General features: G+C 56.4%; 20 protein-coding genes and 1 tRNA gene. 8 read left to right on the top strand and 13 right to left on the bottom strand.

The features are described 5' to 3' along the window. Nucleotides 1–20: 20 nt before the first annotated feature. Nucleotides 21–1,493, bottom strand: coding sequence for a transcription termination factor NusA (gene nusA, locus L991_RS02355; RefSeq protein ID WP_028449410.1), 1,473 nt, complete (start codon nt 1,491–1,493; stop codon nt 21–23). Between the two features lie 48 nt (nt 1,494–1,541). Continuing rightward, nucleotides 1,542–1,976: a ribosome maturation factor RimP gene (gene rimP, locus L991_RS02350; protein ID WP_047391810.1), complete on the bottom strand. Its 435-nt coding sequence runs from the start codon at nt 1,974–1,976 to the stop codon at nt 1,542–1,544. A 220-nt stretch (nt 1,977–2,196) separates the two neighbouring features. Here rimP and L991_RS02345 point away from each other — a divergent pair, with 220 nt between their 5' ends. The 3 genes from L991_RS02345 to L991_RS02335 all read left to right on the top strand — a co-directional run bounded on the left by L991_RS02345 (nt 2,197) and on the right by L991_RS02335 (nt 5,464). Continuing rightward, complete coding sequence (locus L991_RS02345; RefSeq protein WP_047391807.1) at nt 2,197–3,858, top strand: AMP-binding protein; 1,662 nt, start codon at nt 2,197–2,199, stop codon at nt 3,856–3,858. A gap of 26 nt (nt 3,859–3,884) precedes the next feature. Then, complete coding sequence (locus tag L991_RS02340) at nt 3,885–5,030, top strand: PilT/PilU family type 4a pilus ATPase (RefSeq protein ID WP_028449413.1); 1,146 nt, start codon at nt 3,885–3,887, stop codon at nt 5,028–5,030. An 89-nt stretch (nt 5,031–5,119) separates the two neighbouring features. Next, the gene (locus tag L991_RS02335; RefSeq protein WP_047391802.1) at nt 5,120–5,464 is read left to right on the top strand and encodes an ArsC family reductase; all 345 of its coding nucleotides are present in this window, start codon (nt 5,120–5,122) and stop codon (nt 5,462–5,464) included. Nucleotides 5,465–5,540: 76 nt separating this feature from the next. Here L991_RS02335 and L991_RS02330 read toward each other — a convergent pair whose 3' ends face one another. Then, complete coding sequence (locus L991_RS02330; protein WP_047391800.1) at nt 5,541–6,299, bottom strand: pyridoxine 5'-phosphate synthase; 759 nt, start codon at nt 6,297–6,299, stop codon at nt 5,541–5,543. 119 nt (nt 6,300–6,418) lie between these two features. Then, complete coding sequence (locus L991_RS02325; protein WP_028449416.1) at nt 6,419–7,201, bottom strand: inositol monophosphatase family protein; 783 nt, start codon at nt 7,199–7,201, stop codon at nt 6,419–6,421. 71 nt (nt 7,202–7,272) lie between these two features. On the opposite strand from L991_RS02325, the gene L991_RS02320 reads away from it, so the two are divergent. Further along, the gene (locus L991_RS02320) at nt 7,273–8,055 is read left to right on the top strand and encodes an RNA methyltransferase (protein WP_052190520.1); all 783 of its coding nucleotides are present in this window, start codon (nt 7,273–7,275) and stop codon (nt 8,053–8,055) included. An 83-nt stretch (nt 8,056–8,138) separates the two neighbouring features. On the opposite strand, the gene L991_RS02315 is transcribed toward L991_RS02320, so the two are convergent. The 3 genes from L991_RS02315 to L991_RS02305 form a co-directional block, all read right to left on the bottom strand. Continuing rightward, on the bottom strand, nt 8,139–8,498 hold the full coding sequence (locus L991_RS02315) for a carboxymuconolactone decarboxylase family protein (RefSeq protein ID WP_047391796.1): 360 nt from the start codon (nt 8,496–8,498) through the stop codon (nt 8,139–8,141). Between the two features lie 287 nt (nt 8,499–8,785). Then, on the bottom strand, nt 8,786–10,189 hold the full coding sequence (locus L991_RS02310) for a PhoH family protein (protein WP_047391793.1): 1,404 nt from the start codon (nt 10,187–10,189) through the stop codon (nt 8,786–8,788). A 57-nt stretch (nt 10,190–10,246) separates the two neighbouring features. After that, nucleotides 10,247–10,705 (bottom strand): peroxiredoxin, encoded by a 459-nt coding sequence (locus L991_RS02305; RefSeq protein WP_028449420.1) that lies wholly within the window; start codon nt 10,703–10,705, stop codon nt 10,247–10,249. A gap of 165 nt (nt 10,706–10,870) precedes the next feature. Here L991_RS02305 and dcd point away from each other — a divergent pair, with 165 nt between their 5' ends. The 3 genes from dcd (at nt 10,871) to L991_RS02290 (ending at nt 12,507) form a co-directional block, all read left to right on the top strand. Then, nucleotides 10,871–11,446, top strand: a complete 576-nt coding sequence (dcd, locus tag L991_RS02300) for a dCTP deaminase (protein ID WP_028449421.1) — start codon at nt 10,871–10,873, stop codon at nt 11,444–11,446. Nucleotides 11,447–11,470: 24 nt separating this feature from the next. Continuing rightward, a tRNA-Gly gene (locus L991_RS02295) sits at nt 11,471–11,544 on the top strand. 246 nt (nt 11,545–11,790) lie between these two features. Beyond that, on the top strand, nt 11,791–12,507 hold the full coding sequence (locus L991_RS02290) for an SDR family oxidoreductase (protein ID WP_047391790.1): 717 nt from the start codon (nt 11,791–11,793) through the stop codon (nt 12,505–12,507). Nucleotides 12,508–12,633: 126 nt separating this feature from the next. Here the strand turns inward: L991_RS02290 and L991_RS02285 are convergent, their stop codons facing one another. Then, nucleotides 12,634–13,080: a hypothetical protein gene (locus L991_RS02285; RefSeq protein WP_047391788.1), complete on the bottom strand. Its 447-nt coding sequence runs from the start codon at nt 13,078–13,080 to the stop codon at nt 12,634–12,636. A 228-nt stretch (nt 13,081–13,308) separates the two neighbouring features. On the opposite strand from L991_RS02285, the gene L991_RS02280 reads away from it, so the two are divergent. Then, nucleotides 13,309–14,490: a winged helix-turn-helix domain-containing protein gene (locus L991_RS02280; RefSeq protein ID WP_047391786.1), complete on the top strand. Its 1,182-nt coding sequence runs from the start codon at nt 13,309–13,311 to the stop codon at nt 14,488–14,490. Between the two features lie 91 nt (nt 14,491–14,581). Here L991_RS02280 and L991_RS02275 read toward each other — a convergent pair whose 3' ends face one another. The 5 genes from L991_RS02275 to L991_RS02255 form a co-directional block, all read right to left on the bottom strand. Further along, complete coding sequence (locus L991_RS02275; RefSeq protein WP_047391918.1) at nt 14,582–15,283, bottom strand: DUF3313 domain-containing protein; 702 nt, start codon at nt 15,281–15,283, stop codon at nt 14,582–14,584. A 121-nt stretch (nt 15,284–15,404) separates the two neighbouring features. After that, on the bottom strand, nt 15,405–16,565 hold the full coding sequence (locus L991_RS02270) for a MalY/PatB family protein (RefSeq protein WP_047391783.1): 1,161 nt from the start codon (nt 16,563–16,565) through the stop codon (nt 15,405–15,407). Nucleotides 16,566–16,598: 33 nt separating this feature from the next. Beyond that, nucleotides 16,599–18,179, bottom strand: a complete 1,581-nt coding sequence (locus L991_RS02265; RefSeq protein ID WP_047391780.1) for an ABC transporter substrate-binding protein — start codon at nt 18,177–18,179, stop codon at nt 16,599–16,601. Nucleotides 18,180–18,283: 104 nt separating this feature from the next. Beyond that, nucleotides 18,284–19,555, bottom strand: a complete 1,272-nt coding sequence (locus L991_RS02260; RefSeq protein WP_047391777.1) for a Y-family DNA polymerase — start codon at nt 19,553–19,555, stop codon at nt 18,284–18,286. Next, nucleotides 19,530–20,006, bottom strand: a complete 477-nt coding sequence (locus L991_RS02255) for a LexA family transcriptional regulator (protein WP_047391774.1) — start codon at nt 20,004–20,006, stop codon at nt 19,530–19,532. The genes L991_RS02260 and L991_RS02255 overlap by 26 nt, the downstream gene beginning before the upstream one ends. Nucleotides 20,007–20,053: the final 47 nt, after the last annotated feature.

Genomic DNA, 20,053 nt, shown 5'->3' with positions numbered 1-20,053 from the left:
ATTACTCTCCCGCGCCTCGATTAAGCGAACCAGTGTTCGCGCGCTTTCATGATTAGTTGTTTGGCCGCTTCTTCATCGATTCCGGTCATCTCGGTCAATTCATCGACTGCCAGCTCAGCCAAATCATCACGGGTATGTACGTCGTTCTCGGCCAGTTTTGCAGCCAGTTCGGCGGTCATGCCGTCCAGCGATTTCAGGTCTTCGCTTTGATGCTCGAGTTTCTCTTCGCGCGCAATGGCTTGCGTCAACAGAGCGTCACGAGCGCGTGAGCGCAGTTCGTTCACGGTCTCTTCATCAAATGCTTCGATTTCCAGCATTTCATTTAGTGGCACATAGGCCACTTCTTCCAGCGTATTAAAGCCTTCTTGCACCAACACGTTGGCGACATCTTCGTCGATATCCAGCGCCTGCATAAAGAGTTCACGCACTTTCGTGTATTCCTCTTCATGTTTTTGCTCAGCTTGATCAACGGTCATGATGTTGAGTTTCCAGCCAGTCAGCTCGGAAGCCAGCTTCACGTTCTGACCTCCGCGGCCGATGGCCATCGCCAGATTGTCTTCATCCACCACCACATCCATGCTGTGGTTGTCTTCATCAACAATGATGGAATTAACTTCAGCGGGCGCCAGTGCATTGATCGCAAATTGCGCCGCATCCGGTGACCACAGCACGATGTCTACACGCTCACCGGCCAGCTCATTGCTCACGGCATTCACGCGGGTACCACGCACACCGATACATGTGCCTTGTGGGTCAACACGTTGATCGTTCGATTTCACGGCGATTTTCGCGCGCATCCCTGGGTCACGGGCCACGCCTTTCAGCTCGATCAGGTTGTTTTCGATTTCCGGCACTTCCAGCTCAAACAGCTTGGCCATAAATTCAGGCGCAACCCGGCTCAGCACCAGTTGCGGGCCACGGCCCAGGCGATCGATACGCAACAGGAACGCCTTCGCCCGGTCGCCCACGCGCAGGTTTTCTTTCGGGATCATTTGATCGCGTGGCAGCACGGCTTCCAGTTTGCCCATCTCGATGATGGCATTACCACGCTCGATGCGTTTGATAGTGCCAGTCACAATGTGCTCGCGACGCTGCAGGAAATCATTCAGATTTTGCTCGCGCTCAGCATCACGGATTTTTTGCAAAATCACTTGCTTGGCGGCTTGCGCACCAATACGGCCAAATTCGATTGGCTCGAGCTCAACTTCCCACACATCACCCACTTTCAGGTCGGCGCTGTAATCAGGCGCATCGGTGATGGCGATTTGGCGTGACGGCTCTTCGTGATCGTTATCTTCAACCACTTCCCATACACGGAAACTACGATGTTCGCCGGATTGACGATCAATCGAAACACGAATCTCAACTTCGTCTTCGTAACGTTTTTTGGTTGCTGAAGCCAGCGCCATTTCCAGCGCGGTAAACACCACATCCTTCGCAACATTTTTTTCGTGGGCAAGTGCTTCTACCAGCACCAGAATTTCACGATTCATTGATTATTTCCTCCGGCGAAATGCTTTGCCAAATAGTCGGGCAAGATATTAAAACTGCGGCTCAAGGCGTACACGATCAATCTGTGACAACGGCAGATTCAGCACCTCGCCATCCACATCGACCACCACGCATTCGTCGATAAAACCTTTCAGCAACCCCACGAGGTTGCGGCGGCGATCGGGCAGCGGCAACCGCAGCTTTACGCGCACCTTCTGGCCGGCAAACCGTTCAAAATCGGCCGGCTTTTTGATCAGGCGATCCAGCCCAGGAGAAGACACCTCCAGCCGCTCGTAAGGAATCTCTTCCACCATAAACAGACGCGTGAGGTGATTACTGACCTCAACGCAATCATCGATGGTGACCCCGCCTTCCTTATCGATAAAGATGCGCATTAAACCATTCGCACCCAACTCGAAATCGACCAGCTCGTAACCCATTGCGGGCAATGTGTTATCCAAGACTGACTGTAAATTAACCGCCATGACCGTATTTTTGCTCCAGAAACAAAAAATGGGCTGCAATACTTGCGCCCATTCGTAAGCACTCCCACCACAGCGGGCGCCGCTAAGCACCTGCCACAATGAAGATTTTGGGGAATTCTATCAGAAAGTCTTTGTCAACGAAATACCACTGGTGAGCAAATGAGTTGAATTCAAACGCGATTTAACCCTACAGTACAACCAACTTGTAAGGAGAAGCACCATGGAAAAGGTATGGCTAGCCAACTACCAAGACGGGGTTAGCGATCAGATTAATCTGGATGAATTTGGGTCGATCCCCGAAGTCATGGCCAGTAGTGTCCGCAAATTCTCCCAGCGCCCCGCATTTGTGAACATGGGCAAAGTACTGAGCTATCAAGACCTTGATACGCTATCGCGTCAATTTGCCAGCTATTTGCAAAATGTCCTGAAATTGCCCGCAGGTAGCCGCGTGGCGGTGATGTCACCTAATTTATTGCAATACCCCGTCGCCATTTTCGGGATTTTGCGCGCCGGTTATGTGGTGGTGAATGTGAACCCGCTCTACACCCCGCGCGAGCTGGAACACCAACTGAAAGACGCCGATGCAGCGGCAATTGTGATTTTGGCCAATTTCGCCCACACCCTCGAAGCCGTGATTGCGCGCACCACCGTGAAGCACGTGATCGTCACCGAAATCGGCGATTTACTCGATTGGCCGAAACGCTGGCTGATCAACGCGGCGGTGAAATACCTAAAGAAAATGGTGCCGCCCTATACCCTGCCTGGGCATATTCGTTTTAACGATACCTTATCAGGCGGCCAGCAACATACCCTGCAAGAGCCCAAACTCACCCACGACGATCTAGCCTTTTTGCAATACACCGGTGGCACTACTGGCGTGGCCAAAGGCGCCATGCTCACCCACGGCAATATCGTCGCCAATATGCAGCAAGCGCACGCCTGGATTAAACCCGCCGTAAAGGAAGGCGAAGAGATCATTGTAACCGCTCTGCCGCTCTATCACATCTTTTCGCTTACCGCGAACTGCATGGTGTTCAGCAAAATTGGCGCGACCAACTTGCTGATCACCAATCCGCGCGATATTCCCGCCCTCGTTAAAACCATGGCGCAATATCCTGTGACCTGCATGACTGGTGTGAATACGCTATTTAATGCTCTACTGAATAATGCTGAGTTCGCCAAGCTGGATTTCTCGACTTGGAAATTAGCCCTGGGTGGCGGCATGGCGGTCCAGCATGCGGTCGCCGAAAAGTGGAAACGCATCACTGGCGTACCTTTGGCGGAGGCCTATGGCCTCACCGAAACCTCACCCGCCGCGGTGATCAACCCGATTAATATCAAAGAATACAATGGCATGATCGGGCTGCCGATTTCGCAAACCGACGCCGAGATTCGCGATGAAAATGGCCAGCCTTTACCGGCCGGGCAAGCGGGCGAATTATTCCTGCGCGGCCCGCAGGTCATGAAAGGCTACTGGCAACGCCCGGAAGAAACTGCCGCCGTTTTGGGGGCCGATGGGTTTCTGGCCACCGGTGATATTGCGGTGATGCAGCCGAGCGGTTATTTCCAGATCGTGGATCGCAAGAAAGACATGGTGCTGGTATCTGGGTTTAATGTTTACCCGAATGAAGTGGAAAACGTCGTCGCCGAGATGGCGGGCGTGCTGGAAGTGGCCTGCATCGGCGTTGCCGATGAAAAAACCGGTGAAGCCGTCAAACTGGTGATCGTGAAAAAAGACCCCGAGCTCACCAGCGAAGCGGTGATCGCGCATTGCCGCCAGCACCTCACTAACTATAAAGTACCGCGCATCGTAGAGTTTCGCGATAGCCTGCCGAAATCAAATGTCGGTAAAATATTGCGGCGAGAATTACGCCAACCCTAACCTGCGCTGCCCGCGTTGAGAGCAATATGAATCTTTTGCCTTTTTTTAAGTTGATGGCTGAGCGCAGCGCGTCAGATTTATTTCTGGCCGCTGGCTCCCCGATTGTGATCAAGATTCAGGGTGCTTGCCACCCCGTGAACAATCAGGTGCTCAGCGCCGAACACGTCAAACAGCTGGCTTACCAGCTCATGGGCCCCGAGCGGGTGGCTGTGTTCGAGCGTGAGCTGGAAATGAATATGGCCTATCCCGTGCCCGAGATCGGCAATTTCCGGATCAACGTCTTTAAATCACGCGGCACCGTAGCGCTGGTGGCCCGCTACATCAAACCGCGCGCCGACACCCTTGAAGAGCTCAGCATGCCGCTGCTGCTCAAAGACTTGGTGATGGAAAAACGCGGGATCATCCTGGTGGTGGGCGCCACTGGCTCGGGTAAATCGTCGACGGTATCCGCCATGCTGGAGCACCGCAATGAAAACCACAGCGGCCACATTCTAACGCTGGAAGATCCGATCGAATTTATCTATTCGCACAAAAAATCGCTGGTGAATCAGCGCGAAATTGGTACTGATACGCACAGCTATCACGACGCGCTACGCAATGCGATGCGCGAAGCACCTAATGTGCTGATGCTGGGCGAAATCCGCGACCAGGAAACCATGACCTACGCCATGCAATACGCACAGGCCGGGCATTTGTGCATTTCTACCCTGCACGCCAATAACAGCTACCATTCGCTGAGCCGGATCGTGAATTTTTATCCGCAAGAAGCGCGCGAATCGCTGCTCTACGATATGTCGACTTCACTGAAAGCTATTATTTCGCAACGGCTAGTGCGCACCAAAACGGGCAAACTCAAACCCGCGGTCGAGGTCATGCTCAACACCAACCGGATCGCCGAGCTGATTCGCAATGGTGAGCTCTCCGATATTAAAGAGGCGATGGAGCAAACGCTGGCCGAAGGCTCGCAAACCTTCGAGCAATCGCTGTATCGCATGTACCGCGCTGGCGAGATTGAATTGGACGAAGCGCTGCGTAATGCCGACTCGGCCACCAACCTGTCGTGGATGGTGAATAACGCACAAACCGTCGCCGAGCAGGAAGCCGCGCGCAGCAATAAAAACAAACCCGTCGAAGACGAAGACAACCTCAGCTTCGATATGCCGCTGCACTAAGCCAGCTGCAATTTATCCGCGGCGCGACTTGTTCGCGCCGCAACTATTTCTACCGCCGCCATCTGCGCGCGCCATCAGGAACATAACCCATGCATCTTTACGGAATTCCGAACTGCGATACCGTTAAAAAAGCCCGCACCTGGCTCGCCGAGCAAGGCCATGACTACCACTGGCATGATTTCAAAAAGGAAGGTGTACGCATTGAAGAGCTCACGCGCTGGTGCAACGCAGTGGGCTGGGAGAGCGTACTGAATCGGCAAGGCACCACTTGGCGCAAACTGGATGAAGCCACCAAGGCCAGCATCGTCGATCAGGCCAGTGCCATTGCAGTACTGCAGGCCAATCCATCGATGATCAAACGGCCAGTGCTGGAGCGTGACGGGCTCACCCTAGTGGGTTTCAAACCTGAGCTCTATGCCGCGCACATAGGCTAAACTCAAGTTCCAAAATCAAGGGTATATGCTTGTAGACTTTGATTTAAAAAGGCTGCAAGCACATACCCGTCATCAATTACGCTGCGCGCGCAATCGCGGCCAAATAGCCCTGCACCGTTTGCGCATAACCGACCTCCAGTGCGTCAGCAATCAGCGCGTGGCCAATCGAGACTTCTTGCAGCCCCGGTACCGCGGCAACAAAGCGGGTGAGATTGTCCTGATTCAGATCGTGACCCGCGTTAATGCCCAGGCCAGCGGCCTGAGCCGCTTGCGCCGCCGCCACAAAGCCCGCCAGCACGGGCTCTTGCTCGGGCGTGCCGTAGGCGATGGCATAGGTTTCGGTGTACAGCTCGATCCGGTCGGCCCCCAACTCGGCCACATAGGCCATCATTTCCGGACGTGGGTCCATAAATAGACTGACCCGCACACCAAGCGCGTGACATTCCGCAATCAAGGGGCGCAGCACCGCCATATCCTGCGGCAAAGTCCAGCCTGCATTGGACGTGAACTGATCCACCGTATCGGGCACAAAGGTCGCCTGATGCGGACGATATTGGCGGATAAAGTCCATCAGATTATGCGTGGGGTTGCCCTCAATATTGAACTCGGCTTGCGGCCAGTTTTGCATCAGGGCGGCAAGCTCAGCCACATCGCTAGCGCGAATATGCCGCTCATCCGGGCGCGGATGCACGGTAATGCCTTGCGCGCCAGCGGCTAGGCACAGCTCCGCCGCACGGGTCACGCTCGGAATCCCCAAATGGCGGGTATTACGCACCAAGGCCACCTTGTTCACATTCACCGACAAGGCGCAGCGCGGATGTTTTGTTGCAGACATAAACACTCCAGCCCGAAACCGCCCCAAGAGCCGGCCCCGGCACAATCAAAAAGCAGCGACAAAAAAGCCGACTTGCGTCGGCTTGGGTTCCGGCCAGAGCCGGCAGAGGCAAGGCCCGCTTATTGGCGGTGACTGCGAATCACTTGCAGCATTTGCCCAAAGACCCGCGGCGTACCACACAGCACATCGCCAGACTCAAGGTATTTCTCTTCGCCATTCAGGTCAGTCACCAGACCACCAGCTTCTTGCACAATCAGCGTACCGGCGGCGATATCGTGCAATTTCAGATCAAACTCAAAGAAGCCATCGAAGCGACCGCAAGCCACATACGCCAGATCCAGCGAAGCCGCGCCTGGGCGACGCACACCAGCGGCTTTTTGCGCCATATCGCGGAAGATATTCAGATAGGTTTCCAGGTTTTCAAAGCGGGTATACGGAAAACCGGTGCCCACCAGCGCATCAGACAACTCGCGTACTTTTGAAACGCGAATCCGGCGATCATTCAGGAATGCGCCCACGCCACGTGTGGCGGTGAACAAATCATTGCGGTTCGGGTCATACACCACGGCCTGAGTGATTACGCCTTTGTGTTCCAGCGCGATAGAGATCGCGTATTGTGGGAAACCATGCAAGAAATTGGTGGTGCCATCCAGAGGATCGATAATCCAGACGTACTCGGAGTTGCCGCGCGCGCCCGACTCCTCTGCTAGAATCGCGTGATTCGGATACGCCTCAAGAATGGTATCGATAATCGCCTGCTCAGCAGCGCGATCAACTTCCGATACGAAATCGTTGTGGCCTTTCTTTTCAGGGGTAATCAAATCCAGATTGTTGGACGCCCGTTGGATAACGGTTGCCGCACGGCGCGCAGCGCGCACCGCAGTGTTCAGCATTGGATGCATGGTTTCTCGATTTAAAAGAACGTTATTAAGGATATATTCTACCTGCCTTGGCCCGCAGAATAAACCCAGCCATGAATAAAGAAATCAATAAAAATCTCCACGCTGGCGACGAAACCGCCTGTTTGCCACAGATTCGTGTGGTGCTTTCCCATACCAGCCACCCCGGCAACATTGGCTCCACCGCCCGCGCCATGAAAACCATGGGGCTAACCGATCTGTATCTGGTCAACCCGAAAGAATTCCCTTCCGAAGTAGCCACCGCGCTGGCGTCCAGCGCGGATGACATCCTTGCCAATGCCAAAGTAGTCGGTAGCCTAGCGGAAGCGCTGACCGGCACCACCATGCAGGTGGCGCTCACAGCCCGCCGGCGCGAGCTCTCACAAGCTTTGCAAACCCCACGGCAAATCGCGCCGGAGATCATCCACACCGCGCGCAGTGATAAACAAGTCGCATTGGTGTTTGGCGCCGAGACCAGCGGCCTGACCATTGATGAGCTTAACCTTTGCAGCCATCGGGTATCGATACCGACCAATCCGCATTATTCCAGCCTGAATCTATCGCAAGCGGTACAGGTGCTAACCTACGAGCTGCGCACCAGCTGCTTTGAACAGGATTATCTGGATGTGCAACATCTGGACGAAGAGCGCGAGCTGGCGAGCCACGAAGCACTGGAAAAATTCTTTGAACACCTCGAAGAAGTGCTGCTACGCATCGGCTTTTTGCGGCCGCATGCGCCGAAACGGCTGATGCCACGCCTGCGCCGGCTGTTTGTTCGCGCGCGGATGGAGCGCGAAGAGGTCGACATCATGCGCGGCATTTTGAAAGCCACCACCGAGTTTGATCGCAAATTTTAAGTGGCAAAAAATTGAGAAAGGGGCTGCAAGCCCCTTTTTTATGCCCCCCTGCAGATACCCAACCGGGTATTGCCTTGCAAACCTTATTTGGCCGCCACTTCGCCGCCATACTCCTCATATGCCAGCATCGCCTCGGCGGCTGTCATCATGCTGGGGCCACCGCCCATATACACCGCCACCTGCAGCATTTCCAGAAACTCGGCGCGAGTTACCCCGAGTTTTACGCAGGCCTGGGCATGAAAGCCCAAGCAGCCCTGGCAGCGCGCCGCAATTGCGATCGCCATGGCCATCAGTTCTTTGTGTTTTTTGCTGATCGCCCCGTCGGTATGGGTGGCCTTGGTCAGCGCGCCAAACGCTTGCGCGGTATCGGGGATTTCCTGATTAAACTCGCGCAGCTTGCCACTGATCTCGCGCACGATCTGGTGATAATGTTGTTCGCTCATGCTGTTTCTCCTGTTTTTATCAGCTTAGTCAGTGTAAATCCACGGCTAGCCGCCGGCCTTGCGCCAAAACAAAGCCGCGCTTGCGCGCGGCCAGGCTGCTGACAAAGTGGGAGCCACGATTTTCAAGTCTCGGCAAAGCCGAGCCTAGGAAATAAAGACTTGAATTTGCAGCCTTTATGTTTTATTCCCACCCTCCCGTCCCCTCCTTGAGGGGAGCCTCGCTTTGCGAGTGGGGTTTGTCATCAATCTGACCGCGCTTGCGCGCGGCTTTGTACCTACTCACCGACTTACAGCACATCCGCGGCGTAATCCGCCAAGCGCGAACGCTCGCCACGGGTGAGCGTGATATGGCCCGAATGCTGCCAGCCTTTAAAGCGATCCACTACATAGGTAAGGCCCGATGAACCTTCGGTGAGGTACGGCGTATCAATCTGGCTGATATTACCCAAACAGACCACCTTGGTGCCCGGCCCCGCACGGGTAATCAGCGTTTTCATCTGCTTGGAAGTCAGATTTTGCGCCTCGTCGATGATCAAAAATTTATTCAGGAAGGTGCGCCCACGCATAAAGTTCAGCGATTTGACTTTAATGCGGCTGCGGATCAGATCCCGCGTGGCTGCGCGGCCCCAATCACCGGCTTCGCTGTCGGTTTGGTTGAGCACATCCAGATTGTCTTCCAGCGCCCCCATCCACGGCAGCATTTTTTCTTCCTCGGTACCGGGCAAGAAACCGATATCTTCCCCCACCGGCACCGTCACCCGGGTCATGATGATTTCGGAGTAAATCTTCATTTCCAGCGTTTGTGCCAAACACGCGGCCAGCGTGAGCAGCGTTTTACCCGTCCCGGCCTGCCCCAAGAGCGACACAAAATCGACATCGGGGTTCATCAAGAGATTGAGCGCAAAATTTTGCTCGCGATTGCGTGCGGTAATGCCCCAAATGGCGTTTTTGCTGTGGCTGTAGTCTTTCAGGCTTTCGATTACGGCTTTTTTGCCATCAATCGAGAGCACCCGCGCCTGCAAGGGTTGTTCGCCAATTTGAAACAGCATCTGGTTCACATACAGCTCGGTCACATCCGGCCCCTGAATGCGCCAGTAGCTGCGCCCCCCTTCTTGCCAGCTTTCCAGGTCTTTGCCGTTGCGCTCCCAGAAATTCTGGTCGATTTCCCGCATGCCGGTGTAGAGCAGATCAGTGTCTTCCAGCACCTTGTCGTTGGTGTAGTCTTCCGCCGCCAAGCCCATCGTGCGCGCCTTGATGCGCATATTGATGTCTTTGGAAACCAGAATTACCTGCCGCTTGGGCTGCATGGCCTGCAGATGATGCACCACGCCCAGAATCTGGTTATCGGCCTTACCCATCGGCAATTGCGATGGCAACACGCTGGTAATGGCTTCGGATTGCAAGAATAAGCGCCCGGTGGCCTGTCCTTTACTCACTTCTTCCAGCGGCACGCCCTCTTGCAGCTTGTGCTCCATGCCGGCCACCAGCTCTTCCATAAAGCGGCTGGCCTGCCGGGCATTACGCGCCACCTCAGTCATGCCTTTTTTATTGGAATCGAGTTCCTCCAGCGTCATCATCGGAATAAACAGATCATGTTCCTGAAACCGATACAGCGAGGTTGGATCATGCATCAGCACATTGGTGTCCAGCACAAACAGCTTGCTGACTTTCTGTGTTTTTTTGGTCGCCATGCTGCGTTCCTCCTGAGGTGGGCACAAAAAAGCGGCCAGAAGGCCGCTAAGGAATGACTACTTGAGAGACTGCACGAAGCTGAGCACTTCGGCTGCGTGATTGGGGACTTTCACCCCGCGCCATTCGCGGAGTATCTCGCCCGAGGCGTTGATCACAAAGGTGCTGCGCTCAATACCCCGCACTTGTTTGCCATACATGTTTTTGAGTTTCATCACCCCAAAGGCTTCGCAGGCTTGCTCTTCAGGATCGGAAATCAATTCAAATGGCAAGCCCAGTTTGGCTTTGAAGTTTTCGTGGCTTTTCAGGCTATCGCGCGACACGCCAAATACCGCCGCACCCGCCGCCAGAAACTGGGCGTGCAGATCACGAAAATCGGCGGTTTCGGTGGTGCAACCAGGGGTATTGTCTTTCGGGTAAAAATAAATCACCGCCAGCGGGGTGGTCAGGGCAGCCAGATCAAACTGGCCGGCATTGGTCGTGGGTAAAGCCAGTGCTGCACAAGTGGCAGAAGACATGTAAACGCATACTCCGTGATGTTGTTTTAGCTTTCTTTCATTCTCGGCAATTGGCCCTGCCAAGGCAAGGAACACAACAGCCCGTAGTGCTTATCTGGGGTGGCGTAGTATCGAATACAAGATGCAGATACAATACGGGCTAAATATTTACAGGCGTGTGACAGCATGAGCATCAAATCTGACAAGTGGATCCGCCGCATGGCGCAAGAGCACGGCATGATCGAGCCCTTTGTGCCGGGCCAGGTGAAAGAAATCAATGGCGAGCGGATTGTCTCTTATGGCACCTCTAGCTATGGCTATGACATCCGCTGCGCCGACGAATTCAAAGTTTTTACCAATCTGAATTCCACCATCGTTGACCCGAAAAATTTCGACCAAAATAGCTTTGTGGATGTATCTGGCAAGGGTTATTGCATTATCCCGCCAAATTCATTCGCACTGGCGCGCACGGTGGAATACTTCCGCATTCCACGCAATGTGCTCACGGTGTGCTTGGGTAAATCCACCTACGCCCGCTGCGGCATCATTGTGAACGTAACCCCGTTCGAGCCGGAATGGGAAGGCTATGTGACACTGGAATTCTCCAACACCACCCCGCTGCCGGCCAAGATCTATGCCAATGAAGGTGTGGCACAAGTGCTGTTCTTTGAAGCGGATGCCGATGACATCTGCGAAACCAGTTACCGCGATCGTGGTGGCAAATATCAGGGTCAACACGGCGTAACGCTACCCAAAACCTGAAATGCTGCTATAATGCTTGCTTTCGCGGGCGTCGTATAATGGTAATACCCAAGCTTCCCAAGCTTGTGCCGTGGGTTCGATTCCCATCGCCCGCTCCAGATTAAACAAAAAGCCCATGCTCGCATGGGCTTTTTGTTTGCCGTTTGTTTCTAGCACTCTTCCATACGACTGGTTCCAAAGCTCGGCTAGCTGCCATTAGCCCGCCGTACATCATTCGCCCTCCACTTAGCTATTTACCTACAATGTCTAATTACACATTCAAGCGGCATCATATCTACGCCAAACTAGACGACTGGTCTAATAGAATAATGACTTGATGATTGATTGGTGCAAAGGAGCAAATCATGAACAACGTTAATTTAGCTGGGCAACAGATCGTGATTTTAGGGGGCAGCTCAGGTTTGGGTCTGGCCACTGCGCAGCGTGCGATTGCTCAGGGGGCTAGCGTGCATATCGGCGCGCGCAATGCAGAACAATTGCAAACAGCACTAAAGCAACTTGGCCCACAGGCCAGCGGCGATGTCTTGGAGATAGCTGATGAAGCTTCAATCAAAGCTTTCTTTGCCAAGCTCACCCAGCTTGATCATCTGGTCATTACTGCAGCCAATAATGCGCCGGGCTTACTGTTGGATACCCCAGTCGAGCAGCTGCGCATTAGCATGGATACGCGTTTTTGGGGCGCGGTGCGCGCTATTCAGGCTGCTGCGCCCAAAATGCCCGCGCATGGCTCGATTGTGCTGACCTCAGGCATGATCAACCAACGCCCACGCCCCGGCATGGCCATCGTGGCCGCGGCCGCCAGCGCAGTGGAAAGTTTGGCGCAATCCTTGGTCGCCGAGCTCGCTCCGCGGCGCATTAATGTGATTAGCCCAGGCCCCATGCAAACCCCTTTGCTACAAAGCGCCATGAATACAGCCCAGCTCAAGCAGCTGGCACAGCAACAGCCCTTGCAACGCATCGGCGATAGTAACGACTACGCTCAGGCGGCCCTGTTTGCGCTCAGCAATCCTTACCTGAACGGCAGTACTATTCAGCTGAATGGCGGCGCAGCCTGGGTATGAATTGGCCCTATGCTGTGGTTTATATGCAGCAAGCATTCGGTTTACCACCGTTCACGGCACTAAACCGCCGCCAGCGTAGCGCACCCTCACAGGTGCACTGCGCCAGTGGCGTCATTGAGCTTGGTGTTAACTGCGAACAGCCGGCATCACTACCGCTTGCGTACCCTGCCCCAGTACCGTGCCACCCTGCTCAGCCACATATTGCGCTGCGCTGTGGTGATCCGCAAACCAGAGTTTGAGCTGGCCAGCCCCGCTGGCCATAAATTGGGCCGCCTGCAATTGCGGCGCGGCGCCCTGCTGCAAAACGGGGCGAAAAGCTTCCCAGCTGGCAAAACCGGCTTCCAGCGCGAGCATGCGCAGCACATGCTTGCGCTGCACCGTGTGGCGCTGCTGAAATAGCTGCGGCAATGACAGCTGACCGCACACGCCAGTGTGCAAAATCCGGCGCAAAATCGGTAAGGCTAGCGCCGGTGAATCGGACTGCGCCGCGCGCTGATATTGCCGGGCCTGACGCAAATAAAATTGCACGGCGGCCGAGTCGGGGGATGAAGGGGTTAAATCTGTATTGGGCATACCAGCTCCTTAGAGAGTGGCCATCTCGCTGTGAGCCACGGAGGGTATGCAAGCTAAAGGCTTGCGCAAAAAAGCAGGTGTTTGCACTTTCGCGAGTTGGGCGTCCAGTCAGCCCATGCGTATGGTAATCAATTGCCGGCGCAAAGCAAAGTGCCAGGTGATAATTCTTTCCCAAGCGTGTTTGCCGAGCGTATGATATAGAACATTCGTTCACTACCTTTTGCCATCATGCCTACACCCCATCTGCGGCAACTGGCGCTCAGCGCCCAAGGGCTGAGCTCGCCCAATCAATTCGGCACGGGTCTGGCCGGCACGCAGGCGGCGATTGAGCACCTGGGCTATGTGCAGATCGACACGATTGCCGTGATTGAGCGCGCGCACCATCACGTGCTATGGACACGCGTGGCCGATTACTCGCCACAATGGCTTAATCAGCTGGTAGCGAGCGGCCAGATTTTTGAATACTGGTTTCACGCGGCGGCCTATCTGCCGATGCGCGATTACCGCTTTGCCCAGCATCGGATGGGGCTGGTGCGCGATGGCCTGTGGCAGGCCTACCGCGATGTCCCCACCGCGCTATTGCAGGAAATACGCCAGAAAATCGCGCTAGCCGGGCCGCTAAGCACCCGAGCGCTGAATCAGGGGCACGGCAAAAGCCAGGGCTGGTGGGATTGGGGTCCGGCCAAGCGCGCGATTGAAAAGCTGTTTCTGCGCGGCGAAGTGATGGTGCGCGAGCGGCAAGGCATGGAAAAGATCTATGACCTCACAGAGCGCGTGCTCCCTGCGGGTGTGGATACCCGGGCGCCCAGCCGGGCAGAATATGCCGAGTATCTGTTTGCGCTGTATCTGCGTAATCAGGCGGTGATCACGCTCAAGCAACTGACTCACCTGCAAGCCGATCGACACATCAAGGCCTTGCTGCAAGAACAGCTGGCCGCCGCCGTTCACGACGGCCGGGTGCAGCCGCTCAACGATACCCACTCAACCCAGGCAAAGACCCCATGGGGGTATGTTAATACTGCGCATCATTATCAAGAATCTGCCAGCAATACCCCACCCCAGCTTCATCTACTCTCGCCATTTGATAACGCCATTATTCACCGCGAACGCCTGCAGCAGCTGTTTGGCTTTCAGTACACCCTGGAATGCTATGTGCCCGCGCCCAAGCGGCAGTTTGGGTATTTTTGTTTGCCGATTTTGTATGGCCACGATTTTGTCGGCCGGCTGGATTGCAAGGCGCATCGGCGTGAAGCCCGACTGGAAATACTGAGCCTGCATCTGAGCGCCGACTTCAAAGCCGACGCTGCATTTAGCCAAGCGCTGCGCGCGCGCCTGCAGGATTTGGCGGTATTTAATCAGTGCCAAGTGGTGGACGAGCGGGCGATTACTGCCCAGTTACCGCGCAATTAGCCCACCTGCAGTGCGGATAAAAAAGGCCAAGCGTGAGCTTGGCCTGCTGCGTACCGCGGGCGATGGGTTCGCCGCTTTAGATGTTGGCCGCTTACGCTGCTTTGCCCATGGCTTTGGCCAGCTGCGCAGCGGATTTTTTGGTGAGTTTATCGATTTCACGCTCCAGATAATCCAGCGTAATGGCTTTGTCTTTCACCTTGGTTTTGCGGGTTTCTTTCAGATGCACCGTGCCGGCCAACAGCTCACCGCTGCTGGCGTCTTCCAGCTGCGCCATGGTCCCCACGCGCACCAGATACGGCTCTTTGCCGACCGCCATTTTGGCGATATTGATGGCGGCTTTGGCGGGTAGCACATCAATCAGATCCAGCCCCGGGCGGGTTTGCGCCAGCCCTGTTACCGCAAAACGCAGGCGCAGGGTGTTGGCATCGGCGGTTTCTACCACTTTAATGCCCTGCTTTTGTAATTCGACGCTAAGTTTGGCTTTGAAGTAATTGGCAATCTTGCTGGCCTCATTCGGTTGCAGCAGCTCCCATTCCTGATTATCGCCCTGACGCAAAAACAGGGGCGCTTCCACAATCACTTGCTGATAGCTCGGCAGGCTCACGCCGGGCTTGAGATATACGCGCTGGCTGGGGTCTTTGGCATCAAGCTGATAAGCCGAGAGCGGAATAGTAAACAGATTATCGCGAACGGCGCTGGTGGCACTGCTAGCGGCGGCCGTGTTTTCGGCCCATACCGCTGGGGTGGTCAATAAGGCTGCGGCCAGCATGGCGGCGGTGAAGATCGGTTTCATCGTGGTATCCCTGTAGTTTTCAAACAAGATGATGGTCAGCGCCAGAGTGGCACGCACGTAAGTCGGTATGATGGGTTTTAAGTTCATTGTCAATTTTACCCAAGCACCCGGGCCGCCGGCGTCAGTATTGTTGCAACAGTCCCTCCAGCCGTTGCAAGGCCAGCGCCAGCGTAGTGGGGCTGCAGCCAAAATTTAAGCGCACCCAGCCCGGAAAACCAAAATCAGCACCATCCGATAAACCCAGCCCATGGGCCTCAAACACCGGCAAAGGCTGGCGCGTGTCAATAGCGCGGGCATCAATCCAGGCCAGATAAGTGGCCTCGGGCACGGTCAACTTGAGGCCACTGGCCGGATAGCGCGCAAACAGCGCCGCCAGCGCGGCCCGATTTTGCCGCAAGGTATGCAGTAATTGCGCATGCCAGGCGCCATCGGTGCGGTACGCCGCTTCAGCGCCCAGATAACCCAGCACATTCACGGACGGCACCAGCCCCGCCATTTCGCGGCGAAAGCGCGCTCGCAAGGCCGGATCGGGAATCACCGCCAGCGCGCAGCCCAACCCGGGGATATTCCAGGTTTTCGAGGGTGCCAATAGCGTGATCGTGCGCGGAGCGAAATCGGTGGCCAGCGCGGCAAACGGCTGATGCTGCAGGCCTTCATCCAGCAATAAATCGCAATGTATCTCGTCAGAGCACACAATCAGATTGTGTTGGCGGGCAATACCCAGCAGGGTATCGAGCTCATCGCGCTGCCAGGCCCGCCCGACCGGATTATGCGGATGGCACAAGAGCAAGAGCCGGGTGTGCGGGGTGATCGCCGCCGTCAGGGCCGCAAAATCAAACTGCCAGCGCCCCGCCACTTGCTGCAGCGGCACGGTAATCAGCTCGCGCTGCGCCAAGCCCGGCGCGCGCAAAAACGGCGGGTAGACCGGGGTCATGGTGAGCACAGCATCACCGAGCTGCCCCACGGCGCGGCACGCCAGATTCAGCCCTTGCACCAGCCCCGGCAACCACACCAGCCAATCGGCCTCGATCTGCCAGTGGTAGACCCGCGCAGCGTAATCCTGCACCGCCTCGACCAACGATGCCGGCGGGTTGGTATAGCCCAGCACCCCATGCTGCAAGCGGGCGGCCAGCGCGGCCAATACTTCGGGCGGCGCAGCAAAATCCATATCCGCCACCCAGAGCGGCAAAATATTCTGGCCGGCGTATTTATCCCATTTCAGGCTGGCGGTGTGCGCGCGGCTCGGGGGTTGCGTAAACGCGGTCGGCAATACTTCGCTCATGCTCTCTCCTTCCCTATCTCGTTGTGTGCCGGCTTAACGCACATGTACATTCGCCCAGCTTTGCCGGCCAAACGGGTTAACCACATAGCCATTCACTTTCGGCGAGCTAATCACTGCGGCCAGCGGGTGCGCCAGCGGAATCCACAAGGCTTGCTCGGCAATCAGTCGCTGCGCTTGCTGATAATACTGGCTGCGCTTGGCCTGATCGGCGGTGGCCCGCCCCGCCTGAATGGCGCCATCGAGGGCCTTATCGCAATAGCGGGCAAAATTGAGGCCCGATTCGACCGAGGCGCAGGCAAATTGCGGGGTGAGGAAGTTATCCGGGTCGCCGTTGTCACCACTCCAGCCCATAAACAGCAGATCGTGTTCGCCGGCCTTGGCGCGCTTGATGAGCTCACCCCATTCGATGGTTTTGATCTCGGCTTTCACCCCGATTTGCGCCAGATCGGCTTGCAGCAGCTCGGCGCCCGCTTTGGGGTTGGGATTGAGCGTGCTGCCATTGGGGCGTACCCAAATCGTGGTGCTAAAGCCATTGGGCAGGCCGGCCTGTTTTAACAGCTGGCGCGCCTTGGCAACGTTGCGGCCGCTTTGTTTGGGCGGCAGATAGCTCCAGGTGGTAGGCGGATACACGCCCAGCGCGGCGGTGGCGGTGCCTTCAAAGACACGGGCCAGATAGGTATTGCGATCAAACGCCAGATTCAGCGCTTGCCGCACGGCAACTTTATCCAGCGGCGGGTGGCTGGTATTGATGGCGACAAAGCCAGTGCCAAACATCGGCGTGCTCAGTACTTTGAGCTTGGGATCATTCTTGGCGGCAATCAGCTCTTGCGGCTTGGGCCCCAGCGCCAGATCACACTCACCCGCTTTTACTTTTTGCACCCGTACCACCGGATCGGGGGTGATGGCGTAAATCAGCTTGTCGGCCTTGGGTTTACCGGCCCAGTAGGCCGGATGCGCGTCATAGCGGATCACCGCGTCTTTTTGATAGCTTTTCAGTGCAAATGGGCCGGTGCCGATCGGTTTGCTATTGAGGTCTTTTTGCGCGCCAGCGGCTTCGAGCTGGGCGGCGTATTGCGCCGAGTAGATCGAGGCAAAGCCCATGCTCAAGAGCGGCAAGAAGGTGGCATTGGGCTCGCTCAAGGTAAATTGCACGGTGTAATCGTCGAGCTTGCGGATCTCGCTAATCAGCTTATCGAGCTGAAACGATTTGGCGTGCGGATAGCCACTGACCGCCGTACCATACCAGGGGTGATTGGGGTCGAGCATGCGCTGAAAACTAAACAGCACATCATCGGCATTCAGCGGCCGGCTGGGGCTGAAATAATCGGTGCGCTGAAACGCCACATTGCGGCGCAGCTTGAAGGTGTATTGGCGGTTATCGCTGCTCACCTGCCAGCTTTGCGCCAGGCTCGGCAGTAATTTGCCGCTGGCCGGGTCAAATTCCAGCAGCCGGTTAAAGATCGGATCGGCTGCCGCATTGGTGTTGGTCAGCGAGTTGTATTGCACCACATCAAAGCCATCAGGGCTGGCTTCGGTACACACCACCAAAGGCTTGGCTAGTGTCATACCGGTAGCCAGTATACCTAGCAAACCCATCATCAATTTTGCTTGCATCGCGATACCCCTGTTGATTTTTGAACACTACGGCAGATCCAGCCGTGGCCGGCACAGGGATTGATCTTAACGATTTATCGCGGCAATGTCAGTCTCATTTCAGCTTAACGCGCATAGGCGGTGGGCAAATCTTCCCAGCGGGTGGTCCAGCTGGGCGAGCGGCGCAGCTGGCGCATACTCCAGCCCGGCTGCTGGCCACCACAGCTGGCCAGCCGGATGCGGCCACGGCCAAAGCGCTGGTTAATCTGATCCAGCGTGGCATTGAGCCCCGCGCGGCGCAGCGGATCGGCGCTGGCGGCAAACAAATGCCCCTGCACCGCCTGGCGCGGGCACAAATCGCTCAAAATCACCCCCGCCTTAGCGTAGGCATAGCCGGGCTGATACAGCCGCGCCAGCAGCCACAGCGCCACCCGCGTTAGCTGCACGGTGTCATCGCTGGCCTGCGCCAACGGAAACACCAGATGCCGGCGATACTGCGGCGCCTCGGCGCGAAAGGGATTCGTGCGGATAAACAGCCCGATGCTGCCCGCGGCCGACTGCTGCCGGCGCAGTTTTTCGGCCGCGCGGGCCAGATAAGTGCTAATCGCCTCGGCTAATTCCTGCTGGCTATATACCGGCCGGCCAAAGGAGCGGCTGCAAAGGATTTGCTGCTTATCGGCCACCGCGCTTAAGGGCAGGCAACTGAGGCCATTCAGCTCTTGCACCGTGCGCGCCACCGGCAGGCCAAACTCGGCCCGCAGCTTGCTGGCACTGGCTTGCTGCAAATCCAGCACGGTGTGTATATGCCGCAAAGCCAATCGCTGCGAGAGCTGGCGACCAATACCCCAGACTTCATCCACCGGCGTGGCCGCCAGCCACGCCTGCCGCTGCGCGGGTGCCAATGTGCGCCAATCGCACACGCCATTGAGCTCGGGCCGCCGTTTGGCCCAGGCATTGCAGAGCTTGGCCAGCGTTTTGCTAGGGGCAAAGCCCACGCAGACCGGCAGTCCGGTATACTGGCGCACCCGCTGGCGAATCTGCTGACCAAAGGCCGCGCTATCGATCGCCATGCCCTGCAAGCCCAGAAAACACTCATCGATGCTGTAGATTTCCTGCTGCGGCGCCATCTGCCCCAACAGCTGCATCACCCGCGCGCTCATATCAGCATACAGAGCGTAATTGCTGCTAAGGGCCACAATGCCATGCTGGCGAGCCAGCGCCTGCAATTCGTGCCAGGGCGCGGCCATATTCAGGCCCAGCGCTTTCACTTCATTGCTGCGCGAGACAATGCAGCCGTCGTTATTCGACAGCACCACCACCGGGCGGCCTTCCAGCTCGGGCTGAAAAACCCGCTGGCAGCTCACATAAAAATTATTGACGTCGACGAGGGCGAACATCTTGGCGAAACGCCTGATAGCAGCCAATCACCACACCCCAGACTTCCAGGCTTTGCCCTTCTTGCAGCACCAGCGAAGGATAAGCGGGGTTTTCCGGCACCAGCGCCAGATGGCCATTGCGCATAAAGAGCCGCTTGACGGTGAAATCGCCATCCAGCACCGCCACCACCACATCGCCGTGGCGAGCTTCCAGCGCCCGATCCACCACCAGCAAGGCGCCGTGGGCAATGCTGCGCGCCGGATCCGGCCCCTGCATACTGTCGCCATCCACGGTAAAGAAAAACGTCGCTTCCGGATGGCGGATAAAGCGCTGATTGAAATCGACCCGCTCTTCGGCCCAATCTTCGGCCGGCGACGGAAAACCGGCCGGCACCCGCACCCCCATCAGGGGCACCGGCTGCGGCGGCATCTCGGGCGAACAGGGCCAAGGGCCCAGCAAACGACTGAACATGGCAAAACCTCATCACAGCAAGCAATGCCACCATTATAGAACGATTG

This window comes from Chitinibacter sp. ZOR0017, assembly GCF_000799095.1.
GTDB classification, from domain to species: domain Bacteria; phylum Pseudomonadota; class Gammaproteobacteria; order Burkholderiales; family Chitinibacteraceae; genus Chitinibacter; species Chitinibacter tainanensis.
The sequence above is the reverse complement of the archived record's forward strand: the minus strand, read 5'-3'. Positions and strand labels throughout refer to the sequence as shown.